We start from the raw sequence: 12,491 nt of genomic DNA, 5'->3' as shown, positions 1-12,491 counted from the left end.
AAACTAGCTGCTACTTTTTAGTGAGCTAGTTTTTAGTTGGCGAAATATTTTATGACTGAAAGGAGTTTGACTTTTTTAATCGTCTAATGTAAGCTAACTTCAATTTAATTTTATATTAATGTTTCAAGATAAAGAGGTGCAAGATGGATAGCTCATTAACTAAACGTGCTGCAGTGATAGACGCAATTCCAACAGTCTTTGGCTACGTTGGTATTGGCATGGCTTTTGGCATTATTGGCAAAGCAAGTGGTTTTTCTACTTTAAATGTCTTTTTGATGTCTGTAATTATATACGCTGGCTCTGCCCAATTCACTACTGTGAGCATGTTGGCTGCGGGCAGTCCTATTGCTTCAATCATTTTGGCTACTTTTTTAGTCAATTCCCGTATGATTTTAATGAGCACCACGGTAGCAAGGTATTTTAAAAAAGATAAGTTGGGTAAGGGCATTCTGATCGGTACTTTTCTGACAGATGAGAGTTTTGCCTTGAGCATGAATAAGGTTAATTATACTTCCGGCAAAATGACCTTCGATTGGTTTAATACCGCAAATATCGTGTCTTACATAACTTGGTTAATTGCTACTCTGATTGGTTCACTTTTAGGCAGTTTTGTTACTAGTCCAGAAAAATTTGGACTTGATTTTGCTATTGTAGCCATGTTTATTGGCTTATTATATTTGCAAGTTGTTGGTGATAAAAAGCTGCAGAAACTTTTGCAGGTTATTGTCATAACAATCACTTTTGTTTTGACGTATTTACTGACAATTGTTCTACCAGCAAATATGGTTGTGATAGTGGTGACCCTGATTGGTTGTAGTTTAGGAATGGTGCTTAAATATGTCTTCTTCTAATTATACGTTGTTAACGATTTTAGGCTGCGGTCTTGCGACCTGGTTATCAAGGGTAATTCCCTTCATTTTGTTAAAAAAATTTTCTTTACCAGAAAAATTGGTTGATTTTCTTTCATTTGTGCCAATTGTGATTATGTCTGCGCTTTGGTTCAGTAATTTATTGATCGCAAAACCGGGACACTTACCCCAATTTAATGTGGAGTATGTTTTAGCATCAATTCCAACTTTTGCCGCCGCGATTATTAGTAAATCATTGTTGGTTATTGTGTTAGTGGGGATGGTTTCTTTGGCTGTTATCCGCTTAATTTAGCAGCTATTAGGTAAGTTTGTTATAATATCAATACTAATAAATATTAGGTTGGAGTCATAGACTTTCAAGAATTAGTTTCAGGTTTGGGTTGCCTGTCTGATTTTTGAAGGTCTTTTTTATGTGGAAAGTAGATTTAAAATGCAATTCTTAGAAACTTTATTTATCATTTTGCTAGCAACACTAATTGGCGGCCAGTTAAGCAGCAGATTAAATTTACCAGCGGTCATAGGTGAACTTCTTGCCGGGATTATAGTAGGCCCGGCAGTATTAAACATTGTGCAAACAAATGACATAATAAAAGTCTTTTCTGATTTAGGAGTGATTCTATTAATGTTTTTAGCTGGTTTAGAAAGTGATCTAAAGATATTAGTCAAATTATTACGTCCCAGTTTTTTGGTAGCTGTTTGCGGTATGATAATACCAATCATAGTGGCTTATGCCACTGGCATCTTTTTTCATTTTTCACAATTAGAAAGCATCTTTTTAGGATTAACTTTTGCGGCAACTTCTGTTTCAATTTCGGTAGCTGTTTTGCAGGAAATGGGTCGATTAAACAGCAAAGAAGGGCTGACTATTTTAGGAGCAGCAGTGGTTGATGACTTACTTTCGATTTTATTATTAAGCGTTGCTACAAGCATGATCGGGGCTGCAACCGCAAAAAATAGTGCCGGTTTAAAACTAATATTGGCGATATTCCTGCAAATTCTTTACTTATTTTTGCTGGCTTTTATCAGCGTCAAGATAATACCGCGACTATTTAAGTTAAGTCAAAAAATTACCTTACCAGCTTCGGAGACTCTTATAGCTATGATAGTGATCATTTTGAGTGCTTGGGGAGCAGAAATGGTTGGTCTGAGCAATGTCATTGGGGCATTTTTTACTGGATTGGCTTTAAGCAAAACTCCAGCTCAAAAAGCCTTAAAACAAAATTTTACTGCTATTGGTTACAGCAGCTTTATTCCAGTCTTTTTTGTCAGCATTGGCCTAGAAATGAGCATTAAAAGCATTGCCAACGATTTCTTACTGTTTTTGCTTTTAACGGTAGGGAGCATACTTTCAAAATTAATTGGAGCTGGCTTAGGGGCAAAAATAGCTGGTTTTACCAATTCAAACGCTTTTTTGGTCGGAACGGGAATGGTTTCTCGCGGAGAAATGGCTCTGGTGGTGGCACAAATAGGTCTGTCTAATCATTTACTGGCGCCGACAGCTTATTCTACTGTGATTGGAGCTATTATTATGACCACTGTTTTATCACCTTTTTTGTTAAAATGGGCAATTAGCCATAGTAAATAATCCAATTTTAGGTGGCACGTATTTTTATTCAGATAAAAGTTCGATTTCTTTTCCCACACTTCAAGTATGGTATGATTAAAAACATGTTTTCATTCAATTTTGATGGAGGGATAGATTTAAAAAATGAAAATGCAGCTGAATACTGGAATTTTTAAATTGCAATGGTATATCGACCAAATGCGTGGTTGGAGTTTTAAGACTTATATGTTATTGATGTTGGGAATAGGCGTTATTATCGGCACCACTTTTTCATCGTCATTGAACTTTATTTCACTGATTACCATGGTAGCAGCCATATTGGGATTTACTTGTACTCTTGCTATCACGAATGCCAGACCGATTAACGGCATATTGGGTTTAATTTCAAGTATTATTTATATTATCGTTTCTGTTGCTGCGCAAAATTATGCCAACATTATTTTGCAAGCCATCTATATTTTTCTTTTAGACTTACCAGTTTTGCTCTTGCCGTCTTGGACGAAAAATGCTGAAAAACATATTCGTGGTTTGAATTTTAAAAATTGGGTTTTCAGTTTATTATTTTTCTTTGTTGTTTTAAGCCTGCTTTATTTAATGGATACCCGAATTTTTATCAGTCCCAGACCCTGGATTGATGCCACCGCAGGTGCAGTCGGTATTACTGGTTCGATGCTTTGTATGTTGCATTTTAGAGAGCAATATTATTTTTGGACTATTCAGGGGATTTTAGCAATAATACTTTGGGGAGTAACTGCTTTTCAAGGGGATGCAAATCTGACATTATTTTTGACCTACATTTTGTATTTAAGCAATGATTTATTAGCTTTTACGGATAGGCATACACATTGGTTCCATTAAAAAAGTTCTTCTGTTAGGAAGAACTTTTTATTTTGCTAAATGTTTTTTGACAATTCTGCTTAAAATTTTGGTTGCACCTTTTCCCGCCTTATCATCATAATATGACTGATAACGGGTATCAGTGTCATAGGCACTAACAATTCCCAAATGTATTTCAGGTGAGTAATTAGGCATAATGATTTGTAGCCATTTCTGATGCTTTTTAAAAATTTCAACGCTAAGCTCTGCTTCTTTTTCAGGTTCTTTAACTACAGCTTGCAAATCCCTTATTAAATCTGCTTCTGTCTGTTTCATTTGGTTGTAGTTTTCATCTGTAAATTGATCCGCTTTAGTCATTTTTTCCTCCATCATTTTATCTACTTAAATAACTATAGCAATATTAAAAGTGAAAATCATGTGTAAATTGATTTGTCGTTTAAAAATAAAAGGCAGATATGCGAGTATTTCCCAAAGTGCACTCAAAAACGGTATAATTAAGTTAAAGGAGAATAAATGATTACTTTTGTATGGGCTGAAGATCAACAACATCAAATTGGTATAGAGGGGCATTTACCGTGGAAATTGCCCTTGGATTTACATCACTTTAAAGAAATAACTTATGGTCACCCAATAATAATGGGGCGTAAAACTTTTATGAGCCTGCCTAAAATCTTGCCGGGCAGAAAACATGTGGTTCTAACAACTAGTAAAGAATTAAAAAGAAAATATCAAAATAACAAAAATGTCGTAATTGTGCAGTCAAAGAATGAATTACAAGAATGGGTTGAAAAACATAAAAACCAAAATTTATGTGTGATAGGGGGCAATTCGGTTTTTAAAGCTTTAATTAAGCAAGCAGACTACTTGGAAAAAACGGCAATAAAAGCAACTTTCACTGCTGACACTACAATGATTCCAATCAAATATGATGAATTTAGTTTGGTTAAAAAAGAAAGTCATTACCCTGATGAGCAGAATAAATATTCATTTGACTTTTTAACATATAAGAGAAAGGAGCAATCTAATGAGACGAATATTAACATCTAGTCTAATTTTAATCATCTGTATCCTAACATTGATAAGCAGTTTTATTTTAGCGGAGAACCTGAATCATAATTATTGGTGGCAAGTAATCGGTATGGGAATAGTTACTTTTGCAGTCGGACGTTTTTATTTTCACCAAGTAAAGTCATACCATGAAAATGGCAAATAATTTTAATTTTATGGTTGACAGAATAATTTTTAAATGCTAAATTAATAAACAATTAAATAATTAATACATCTTGAAAAGCAGAGTAACTATTACTCAAGTTAATAAAGAGAGCTAACGTTTGGTGAGAGTTAGTTAACGAAGTGTAGTGAACATGGGCTCGAAATGATGACTGCTGGTGATATTTAGCTAGTGGCGGAGTTGCATCCGTTAGAATTGCAAGCTATTGGTAGATAGCTAGTGAGATTTATTACGTGAGTAATAAATAAAATAAAGGTGGTAACACGAAGCACTCGTCCTTATGTTAGGATGAGTGCTTTTTTTATTGAAAAATTGGGAGGTTTTTCAAATGACAAAGAAGAGTCGCAATATAATTATTGGAGTTGTGGTAGCTATAGTTGTAGTAGCTATTGCTTGGTTTAGTTTTGGTAAAAAAGGTGATAATCAAAAGAGCAATCACGTTGTCACTGTGGGTATTGTTAGTGAAACCAAGCCCAAGCAAATTATTTGGCAACATGCTGCTGCTTTGGCAAAGAAAAAGTACGGGGTAACAATTAAGATTAAAAACTTTACTGATTATAACCAACCTAATAAGGCTGTTAAGAGTGGTGATATTGACCTCAACGCTTTTCAACACTATGCCTTTCTTAAAGCTTGGAACAAGGCAAATAAAGGCGGTGTAGTTGCAATTGGTCGGACTGAAATTAATCCAATTAGGTTATACTCCAAGAAGTACCATAAATTAAGTGAGATACCGAAGGGTGCTACGATTGCTGTTCCAAATGACGCAAGTAATGAATCACGTGCATTATTTGTTCTTAAAAATGCTGGCTTAATTAAGTTACGCAAAGGTAAAATTTTAGTTTCTGCAGCAGACGTAATTAAAACCTCTAAGAACATCAAAGTTAAAGAAGTTAGTGCTGATCAATGTGGTCGGGTAATTAATTCTGTTGATGCCGCTGTAGTTAACAATGACTTTGCCGGTCCTGCGGGCTTAGGTAAAAAGCAAACTATCTTCATTGAACCAGTTAATAAAGATTCTCTACAATGGGTAAATATCATTTGTGCAAAGAAAGGTCAGGAAAAGAATAAAGACTACTTAGCTGTAGTAAAGTCATATCAAACAGCTGAAACTAAGCGCTTAGACAAGAAGTTTTATGGTGATATGAGTAAACCAGCTTGGGACGTTAAGTTTTAATGATCGGAGAAGAATGTAATGGGGATTGTTGAATTAGAACATGTTAATGTTGATTTCGCTGACAAAAAAGGAAAGGTTGTACATGCCGTTCACGACGTTAATTTAACGGTAGAAAAGGGTGATATCTATGGCATCGTGGGTTTTTCTGGAGCAGGTAAGTCTACTTTAGTAAGAACTGTTAACTTGTTGCAGAAACCAACTGCTGGGAATATTAGAGTCAATGATACTGATTTTGTTAAAGACGGCAAGCAAGTGATAGCTAATAAAAATTTACAATTAGCGCGTAGAAAGATCGGCATGATTTTTCAAAACTTTAACTTGCTAAATGAAATTAGTGTAGTTGACAACGTGTCCTTTGCCCTAAAGCATTCTGGTCTGAAAGAAAAAGAAATAAAGGAAAAATCACTAAATTTATTGGATCTGGTCGATTTAAAAGAGAAGGCCAACTTTTACCCAGCTCAGCTTTCAGGTGGGCAGCAGCAAAGGGTTGCGATTGCCCGCGCACTTGCAAATGAACCTGATATTCTAATCTCTGATGAGGCTACTAGTGCTCTTGACCCTCAAAATACTGCACAAATTTTATCTTTACTAAAGAAATTACAAAAAGACCTTAACCTGACAATCATTTTAATCACACACGAAATGGGTGCTGTTAAGAAAATTTGCAATAAAGTTGCTTTGATGCAATCTGGTCAAATAATTGAAAAAGGCAACTTGCGTGATGTGGTGCTTCATCCTCAAAATGATCTCACTAAAAGTTTTGTTGGTGGCTCCCTTGAAGTCATTAATACGCTTAAGTCACTTAATTTGGACGAACTTAATGATAACGAAGCAATTTACCAATTAGTCTATAGTATGGCAAATGTGACCAAAACCATCATCATTGATTTGTACCGTCAAATTGGCGTTGAAGCAAGTATGTTATATGGTAACGTGGAATTATTAGATGACGAACCAATTGGTACATTGCTAGTTCAAGTTAAAGGCGACAAAGACAAACAACAAGCAACAGTAGACTTCTTAAGAAAAGAAAAAGTGGCAGTTACTCGACTAAACGAAAAGGGGGATCTATATGAGTAGTTGGTTTAACAGTGTTTTTCCTAATGTGGTGCAATTAGGCTGGTTAGGTGATACCGGCTGGGGTACCAGCATTATTCAAACATTATTTATGACATTTTGGTCTGGTATTTTTGGTGGCATATTAGGATTAATCTTCGGAGTTATTCTAGTTTTAACTAAAAGTGATGGTATTAGACCAAACAAATTCTGGTTTAATATTTGTGACAAAATAGTTTCGATTTTCAGGGCAATCCCATTTATTATCTTGCTGGCATTTATCGCACCAGTAACTCAAAAAATAGTGGGCACTCAGATTGGCGTCAAGGCTGCACTTGTACCTCTAACTTTGGGAGTTTTCCCTTTTTACGCCCGTCAAGTACAAGTCGCACTTGAAAGTGTTGATCACGGTAAAATTGAAGCTGCTCAAAGTTTGGGAGCTACAATTTGGGACATTATTTTTAATGTCTATATTAATGAAGCAAGATCTGAGCTTGCACGTGTTTCTACAGTTACAATTATCAGTTTAATTGGACTGACAGCAATGGCTGGTGCTATTGGAGCAGGAGGATTAGGTAATACAGCTATTTCATACGGTTACAATAGGTTTAATAATGACGTGACGTTTGTTGCGACAGCTTTAGTCATTATTCTAATATTTATTATTCAGGTGATTGGTGACTTCTTCGCTACCAAGTTAAATCATCAAAATCATTAAATACAAAAAAACAACGAGCTTTAAACTCGTTGTTTTTTCTTGTTTATTAATAGAAATTATTTAACTGCATCCTTCAATGCTTTACCAGGCTTGAATGCTGGTACTTTGGTTGCAGGAATGGTCAAAGTCTTACCAGTTTGTGGGTTTCTACCTTTTCTAGCAGCACGATCACGTACTTCAAAAGAACCAAAACCAATAATTTGTACCTTTTCGCCTTTTGCCAAGTTATCTTTAATTGATTCAATTAAAGCGTCGATAACTTTTTCAGCATCCTTTTGCTTAAGGTCAGTTTTTGCTGCAACTTCTTTAGTAAGTTCAGATTTGTTAATTGAAGCCATAATTCTTCTCTTTTCTATAAAAAATATTACACATTCAATGCTAAAAATAGTCGGGTATTTTTCTATACATAAACCACGTAAAGCATTGTGTCGCTTGATATTCGGCAACTTTTATTATTTTAGCACAGATACAGCTACCTTCAACAGTAAAACGCTAAATGTTATATTTATTTTTCTTGTTTTAACAGGCGATTGACCATTTGTTGGTAATTCAAATATAAGGGTTTGAAACGGGAATGTTTTTCTTTTTGCCAAGGTTTTGGCTTACCACAAAAATGCAAAATCGAAGTGTTTTTCATAACCCATTCAGTATTAATTTCACCCGTACTTCTTGTCAAGTAAACTGAGAATGCCCTGGCATCATAGTTCCATCTTGTTTCGGGTATTTTTAAAATGTCTTCACCGTACAAGTAATTTAATATATCTTGGTCTGGCAAAATTAAAGTGTCGTGGTGTTCTTCAATTGCCTGGGTAATATCCTCTATATTTATTTTTACACGCATCTGGTCTAAGTCCATTAGCATTATTCCTGAATTAAAATAGCCTGTTGACGTGCCAAGCCTAATGTTATTAATTGAACTCATAATGTCGGTTAAACCTTCATGTACTGAGGCCGCAAACATTTTACCCTCTAAGTCCAATTGCCACAAAGGGACGATGGAATTAATTACTAATATATCGGGATCTAGGTAAATAATGCGGTGCAAATCAGCTGGCAAAATCTTGCTTGATAGTAATCTGAAATACATTTCTTTAGGATAGTCATGCAAGTTAAGCAGGGAATCGGGGAATCTAATATTTTTATTCATTGTTAGCGTCATCACGTCAATGCCTATCTTTGCCCCAAATTTTTTTAATTTAGTCAAAGAGTGCCGATTGATATTGTCGTAAATCAGCCAGACCCGAAAGTTTTCATTCAAGTTGTTGAGTTTAAGTGAGTACATCATTACTTCAAGTGGTTTGATATAATTCTGGTCAATAGTGACCAAAATTTCGATTGGTTCTTTTTGCTGCTTTTCCATGGAGTCCTTCCTTTGAAGCGTAAGTTTCAATTTCATTCTTTACTAGTATAAAGCAAAAAAGAAATTATTACCTTATAATATAAGTGGTAAAAGTGTTAATCATTGGTTAAATTAGTTTATGTACAGCCTGTTTTCACTGGCAGACAAGAAATTATTTATTCAAAGTAGTAGAATGTATATAAATAAGTTTTTTAATAATGAGGTGTCAATATGAAGAAAAGACTATTGTTAAGTATAGTTGGAGTTGCTTCTCTGACTATTGGTTTGAGTACGAGCAGACCGGTTTTGGCCGCAGATACAGCTGCAGCTTCTTCAAGTCAAAATCAGACTACTGCTTCAAGCACCAATACAGCTGAAGGAAATACCAATACCAGCACTAATACTGATCAAAATCAGACGAATACAACAGGAGATAAGAATAATACTTCGTCCCCGTCAGATACTAATAAGGAACCTAACAAGAATACTACTAATAACAATAACGCGTTTAAGTATGTTGGTAAAACTGTTAAGTTAAAGAAAAATGCCTATGTTTATGATAATAAAGGTAAAAGAATTAAAAACAAAAAGCTGAAAAAGGGAACAATTCTTTCAATTATTGGTCTTAATACGGTTAAAAATAAGAGTTACTTGCAAATATCAGTCAATGGTAAGAAAAGTAAGAAGGATGAATACATCAAGCCCGGTAATGTAAAACTTTTTAAAGTTGCCAGCTATAAAGTCAAACGGAATGCTAAAGTCTACAATAGCAAAGGCAAGCTTCTGGTAAAAGGCAATAAATATTCTTACGTTAAAAAAGGTAAAACAGTTTTTGTATTTAGCGTCAAGAAGGTCAAAGGTAAAAAGTTTGTAGGAATTTCTGATACAGAATTCTTAAAATGGTCTGATTTAGTTCACAAGACCGGTAAAGCGGTTATTAAATAATTTGGTTTTTGTTTTTCTAGGAGGCATACAAATGACTGATCCAGTTTTAAAAAGAGTAGCTGTTAGAAAATATACCAGTGAAAAGGTTGCTCCAGAAGACATCAATAAATTGATTGCTGCTTTTCAGGCTGCTCCATGCGGCATGCATGAAGCCGATGTAATGCAAATGACGGTTGTCGAAGATGAAACCTTATTGTCTAAGATAGAGCAGGTAACAAATAATGCTTGCTATAATGCTCCAGTATTGTTTGTCATTAACGTCAAAAAAGATAGTAGTTTTGGCGAAAGGGATGCCTCAGTAGCGGCAGAGAATTTAATGATTGAAGCTGCAGAGCTAAACTTAGGTTCAGTTTATTTGATGAATGCGGCTTTAGTTCTTAATTCTGCGAGTGATTTGCAAAAAGATTTGGGTATTCCTGCTGATTTTCAGACATGTGTGATAGTAGCTTGTGGACATGCTGCTGAACAGCCAGATAATAATCGTGCCAATCGGTATCAGGTTATCAGAAAATAACAGGTATTTTAAAAACAAAATTTTTAAAAAGCTTTAGTTAATCTTTTTACAAGAAAACTAAAGCTTTTTTGCTATCAAAATATATAATTTTTGCAGACTCAATGGTTTATGCAATCTGTACTTGGTATAATAAATAATGTAAGCGTTACAATTAAATTGTTTTTTCAGTTTGTTTAAGGAGTATAAGTCATGAAGAAAATTATTAATGATCCTGCCAATGTTGTACCAGAAATGGTTGAAGGTATGGTGAGATCCTACCCGCAATATCTTGAAAAAATAAAAGATACTGCAGCAGTTGTAAGAGCAGATAAAGATTCAATGAGCGGCAAAGTCGGCATTGTCAGCGGAGGCGGTTCAGGTCATGAGCCTACTCACGCAGGTTTTGTTGGTAAAGGTATGCTAAGTGCAGCAGTTTGCGGACAAGTCTTTACATCGCCAACCCCAGATCAAATTTATGAAGCAATTAAAGCTGTTGATCAAGGTAAAGGAGTTTTCTTAGTTATTAAGAACTATTCCGGAGATGTCATGAACTTTGATATGGCAAAAGATATGGCTGATATGGATAATATCAAAGTTAAATCAATTGTCGTTGATGATGATATTGCTGTAGAAAATAGTACTTTTACTCAAGGAAGACGCGGTGTTGCAGGGACAATTTTCATGCATAAAATTTTAGGAGCATTAGCTCAAGAAGGTGCTAGTTTAGACGAAATTGATGCCACTGCTAAAAAGGTCTTGCCGAATATTAAGACTATTGCTGTTGCCCTTTCAGCAGCAACCAATCCGGAAACTGGCAAACCAGGTTTTGTTTTAAAAGATGATGAAATTGAATATGGCGTCGGTATTCACTCTGAACCGGGTTATCGTCGTGAAAAAATTAGACCGGCAAAAGATTTAGTCACAGAATTAGTTGGAAAATTGAACGATGAGATGCACTTAGATGGGCACAAAAAATATGCGGTTTTAGTTAATGGCATGGGTGCGACTCCTTTAATGGAACAGTACATCTTTAGTAATGATTTACTTGATAAACTAAATGAGTTTAACGTCAAGCCGGCATTTATGAAAGTCGGTAATTATATGACTTCTTTAGATATGGCTGGTATTTCTCTTACTATTTTTGAATTAGCAGATGAGAAATGGCTGGAATATTTGAATAAGCCGGTTGAAACAATAGCTTGGTAATCACAAAGGAGTTGGTAATATGGGGTTAACAGTTAATAACTTAGTTGAATGGATGAATAGTTTTGCCACTAAAATTGAACAAAATAAACAATATTTAAGTGATCTTGACACTGCAATTGGTGACGGTGATCACGGCTTTAATATGAGCCGTGGTATGAGCGCTGTTAGTCAAAAATTAAGTACGATGCCAGATTCTATTACAGATGCTTTTAAGCAAATTGCTATGACTTTAATTTCTACTGTTGGTGGTGCTTCGGGACCACTTTACGGTACTGCTTTTTTAGAGATGGCTAAAAAAAGTAGCTCCACCAGTGATATCGGTGAGCTATTAGATGCAGCATTAACTGGAATAAAAAAGCGTGGTGGAGCTGTTCCTGGTGATAAAACTATGGTTGATGTTTGGACAGAATTAGTTCCTGCAGTAAAAGACCATTCTTTAACAGCTGCTAAAATCGATGAAGCAGTGGCTCACACCAAAGAACTGGTGGCTAAAAAAGGTCGGGCATCATATTTAGGAGAAAGATCGAAGGGTCATATTGACCCCGGTTCTCAATCAAGCGGCTATCTTTTTGAGGCATTATTAGAAACTGAGGGTATTCTATGAATTTAGGAATTACACTAGTTTCACACGTCCCAGAAATTACAAAAGGTTTGAACAAGCTTTTAAAGCAAGTAGCTAAAAATGTTCCTATTACGATTGCTGGTGGTACAAATGATCAAGACATTGGTACCAGTATGGATAAAATTTTGCAAGCATTTAGTGATAATCAAGCAAACGAAATTCTGGCCTTTTATGATTTAGGTAGTGCCAAAATGAATTTGGAACTGGCGCAAGAAATGACTTCTAAAACAATACATGTGTATGATGTCTCTTTTATTGAAGGAGCATATACGGCAGCAGCTTTAGTAGAAGCTGGAGTTAACCTGTCTGAGATTGAACAGCAACTAGAACCATTAAAAATTAAAAAATGAACTCGCAATATTATTTTTTATTGTAGAAAGGGTTTACATTAAACTAATAAAGTAATATATTCTAGGTGGGAACAGTTTACTACT

General features: G+C 35.2%; 17 protein-coding genes and 1 other annotated feature. Of the genes, 14 read left to right on the top strand and 3 right to left on the bottom strand.

What is annotated here, in order from left to right; translation table 11 throughout:
• Positions 1 to 143 precede the first annotated feature (143 nt).
• The 4 genes from LACWKB8_RS05065 to pnuC all read left to right on the top strand — a co-directional run bounded on the left by LACWKB8_RS05065 (position 144) and on the right by pnuC (position 3,291).
• Entirely contained in the window at positions 144 to 851 is a 708-nt protein-coding gene (locus tag LACWKB8_RS05065; protein WP_038522876.1) for an AzlC family ABC transporter permease, read from the top strand.
• Positions 838 to 1,161, top strand: a complete 324-nt coding sequence (locus tag LACWKB8_RS05060; protein WP_038522873.1) for an AzlD domain-containing protein — start codon at positions 838 to 840, stop codon at positions 1,159 to 1,161. Before LACWKB8_RS05065 ends, LACWKB8_RS05060 begins: the two co-directional genes overlap by 14 nt.
• Positions 1,162 to 1,299: 138 nt before the next feature.
• A complete protein-coding gene (locus LACWKB8_RS05055) occupies positions 1,300 to 2,454 on the top strand; it encodes a cation:proton antiporter (RefSeq protein WP_038522870.1) in 1,155 nt (384 codons plus the stop codon).
• A gap of 123 nt (positions 2,455 to 2,577) precedes the next feature.
• Positions 2,578 to 3,291, top strand: coding sequence for a nicotinamide riboside transporter PnuC (pnuC, locus tag LACWKB8_RS05050; RefSeq protein WP_038522867.1), 714 nt, complete (start codon positions 2,578 to 2,580; stop codon positions 3,289 to 3,291).
• 27 nt (positions 3,292 to 3,318) lie between these two features.
• Here the strand turns inward: pnuC and LACWKB8_RS05045 are convergent, their stop codons facing one another.
• Positions 3,319 to 3,627, bottom strand: coding sequence for a TipAS antibiotic-recognition domain-containing protein (locus LACWKB8_RS05045; RefSeq protein WP_052059657.1), 309 nt, complete (start codon positions 3,625 to 3,627; stop codon positions 3,319 to 3,321).
• 156 nt (positions 3,628 to 3,783) lie between these two features.
• On the opposite strand from LACWKB8_RS05045, the gene LACWKB8_RS05040 reads away from it, so the two are divergent.
• The 5 genes from LACWKB8_RS05040 (at position 3,784) to LACWKB8_RS05025 (ending at position 7,452) form a co-directional block, all read left to right on the top strand.
• Positions 3,784 to 4,317, top strand: coding sequence for a dihydrofolate reductase (locus tag LACWKB8_RS05040; RefSeq protein WP_038522864.1), 534 nt, complete (start codon positions 3,784 to 3,786; stop codon positions 4,315 to 4,317).
• Positions 4,295 to 4,483 (top strand): hypothetical protein, encoded by a 189-nt coding sequence (locus LACWKB8_RS09245; RefSeq protein WP_166484943.1) that lies wholly within the window; start codon positions 4,295 to 4,297, stop codon positions 4,481 to 4,483. Before LACWKB8_RS05040 ends, LACWKB8_RS09245 begins: the two co-directional genes overlap by 23 nt.
• A gap of 61 nt (positions 4,484 to 4,544) precedes the next feature.
• Positions 4,545 to 4,784 (top strand) — a binding site (T-box leader).
• A gap of 45 nt (positions 4,785 to 4,829) precedes the next feature.
• Positions 4,830 to 5,678, top strand: a complete 849-nt coding sequence (locus LACWKB8_RS05035) for a MetQ/NlpA family ABC transporter substrate-binding protein (protein ID WP_038522860.1) — start codon at positions 4,830 to 4,832, stop codon at positions 5,676 to 5,678.
• Between the two features lie 18 nt (positions 5,679 to 5,696).
• Positions 5,697 to 6,758, top strand: a complete 1,062-nt coding sequence (locus LACWKB8_RS05030) for a methionine ABC transporter ATP-binding protein (protein ID WP_038522857.1) — start codon at positions 5,697 to 5,699, stop codon at positions 6,756 to 6,758.
• Positions 6,751 to 7,452, top strand: coding sequence for a methionine ABC transporter permease (locus LACWKB8_RS05025; RefSeq protein WP_038522854.1), 702 nt, complete (start codon positions 6,751 to 6,753; stop codon positions 7,450 to 7,452). Before LACWKB8_RS05030 ends, LACWKB8_RS05025 begins: the two co-directional genes overlap by 8 nt.
• Positions 7,453 to 7,508: 56 nt before the next feature.
• On the opposite strand, the gene LACWKB8_RS05020 is transcribed toward LACWKB8_RS05025, so the two are convergent.
• Both LACWKB8_RS05020 and LACWKB8_RS05015 read right to left on the bottom strand, forming a co-directional pair.
• On the bottom strand, positions 7,509 to 7,790 hold the full coding sequence (locus LACWKB8_RS05020) for an HU family DNA-binding protein (protein WP_038522851.1): 282 nt from the start codon (positions 7,788 to 7,790) through the stop codon (positions 7,509 to 7,511).
• Between the two features lie 167 nt (positions 7,791 to 7,957).
• Positions 7,958 to 8,848: a glycosyltransferase family 8 protein gene (locus LACWKB8_RS05015; protein WP_242491921.1), complete on the bottom strand. Its 891-nt coding sequence runs from the start codon at positions 8,846 to 8,848 to the stop codon at positions 7,958 to 7,960.
• A 174-nt stretch (positions 8,849 to 9,022) separates the two neighbouring features.
• On the opposite strand from LACWKB8_RS05015, the gene LACWKB8_RS05010 reads away from it, so the two are divergent.
• The 5 genes from LACWKB8_RS05010 (at position 9,023) to dhaM (ending at position 12,407) form a co-directional block, all read left to right on the top strand.
• Positions 9,023 to 9,736: an SLAP domain-containing protein gene (locus LACWKB8_RS05010; protein WP_038522846.1), complete on the top strand. Its 714-nt coding sequence runs from the start codon at positions 9,023 to 9,025 to the stop codon at positions 9,734 to 9,736.
• Between the two features lie 31 nt (positions 9,737 to 9,767).
• A complete protein-coding gene (locus LACWKB8_RS05005) occupies positions 9,768 to 10,250 on the top strand; it encodes a nitroreductase family protein (protein ID WP_038522843.1) in 483 nt (160 codons plus the stop codon).
• A 189-nt stretch (positions 10,251 to 10,439) separates the two neighbouring features.
• Positions 10,440 to 11,435 (top strand): dihydroxyacetone kinase subunit DhaK, encoded by a 996-nt coding sequence (dhaK, locus tag LACWKB8_RS05000; RefSeq protein WP_038522840.1) that lies wholly within the window; start codon positions 10,440 to 10,442, stop codon positions 11,433 to 11,435.
• 19 nt (positions 11,436 to 11,454) lie between these two features.
• Positions 11,455 to 12,039: a dihydroxyacetone kinase subunit DhaL gene (gene dhaL / locus LACWKB8_RS04995; protein ID WP_038522837.1), complete on the top strand. Its 585-nt coding sequence runs from the start codon at positions 11,455 to 11,457 to the stop codon at positions 12,037 to 12,039.
• Positions 12,036 to 12,407: a dihydroxyacetone kinase phosphoryl donor subunit DhaM gene (gene dhaM / locus LACWKB8_RS04990; protein WP_038522834.1), complete on the top strand. Its 372-nt coding sequence runs from the start codon at positions 12,036 to 12,038 to the stop codon at positions 12,405 to 12,407. The genes dhaL and dhaM overlap by 4 nt, the downstream gene beginning before the upstream one ends.
• Positions 12,408 to 12,491: the final 84 nt, after the last annotated feature.

The organism is Lactobacillus sp. wkB8 (assembly GCF_000761135.1).
GTDB classification, from domain to species: domain Bacteria; phylum Bacillota; class Bacilli; order Lactobacillales; family Lactobacillaceae; genus Lactobacillus; species Lactobacillus helsingborgensis.
This window is presented reverse-complemented; position numbering and strand designations above follow the sequence as displayed.

Coding starts and splice junctions, on each gene's coding strand:
- LACWKB8_RS05060 (WP_038522873.1), top strand. CDS start 838: ATGTCTTCTTCTAATTATACGTTGTTAACGATTTTAGGCTGCGGTCTT.
- LACWKB8_RS05055 (WP_038522870.1), top strand. CDS start 1,300: ATGCAATTCTTAGAAACTTTATTTATCATTTTGCTAGCAACACTAATT.
- LACWKB8_RS05030 (WP_038522857.1), top strand. CDS start 5,697: ATGGGGATTGTTGAATTAGAACATGTTAATGTTGATTTCGCTGACAAA.
- LACWKB8_RS05010 (WP_038522846.1), top strand. CDS start 9,023: ATGAAGAAAAGACTATTGTTAAGTATAGTTGGAGTTGCTTCTCTGACT.
- LACWKB8_RS05040 (WP_038522864.1), top strand. CDS start 3,784: ATGATTACTTTTGTATGGGCTGAAGATCAACAACATCAAATTGGTATA.
- LACWKB8_RS09245 (WP_166484943.1), top strand. CDS start 4,295: ATGAGACGAATATTAACATCTAGTCTAATTTTAATCATCTGTATCCTA.
- dhaK (WP_038522840.1), top strand. CDS start 10,440: ATGAAGAAAATTATTAATGATCCTGCCAATGTTGTACCAGAAATGGTT.
- LACWKB8_RS05035 (WP_038522860.1), top strand. CDS start 4,830: ATGACAAAGAAGAGTCGCAATATAATTATTGGAGTTGTGGTAGCTATA.
- LACWKB8_RS05025 (WP_038522854.1), top strand. CDS start 6,751: ATGAGTAGTTGGTTTAACAGTGTTTTTCCTAATGTGGTGCAATTAGGC.
- dhaL (WP_038522837.1), top strand. CDS start 11,455: ATGGGGTTAACAGTTAATAACTTAGTTGAATGGATGAATAGTTTTGCC.
- LACWKB8_RS05065 (WP_038522876.1), top strand. CDS start 144: ATGGATAGCTCATTAACTAAACGTGCTGCAGTGATAGACGCAATTCCA.
- LACWKB8_RS05045 (WP_052059657.1), bottom strand. CDS start 3,627: ATGACTAAAGCGGATCAATTTACAGATGAAAACTACAACCAAATGAAA.
- LACWKB8_RS05015 (WP_242491921.1), bottom strand. CDS start 8,848: ATGAAATTGAAACTTACGCTTCAAAGGAAGGACTCCATGGAAAAGCAG.
- dhaM (WP_038522834.1), top strand. CDS start 12,036: ATGAATTTAGGAATTACACTAGTTTCACACGTCCCAGAAATTACAAAA.
- pnuC (WP_038522867.1), top strand. CDS start 2,578: ATGAAAATGCAGCTGAATACTGGAATTTTTAAATTGCAATGGTATATC.
- LACWKB8_RS05005 (WP_038522843.1), top strand. CDS start 9,768: ATGACTGATCCAGTTTTAAAAAGAGTAGCTGTTAGAAAATATACCAGT.
- LACWKB8_RS05020 (WP_038522851.1), bottom strand. CDS start 7,790: ATGGCTTCAATTAACAAATCTGAACTTACTAAAGAAGTTGCAGCAAAA.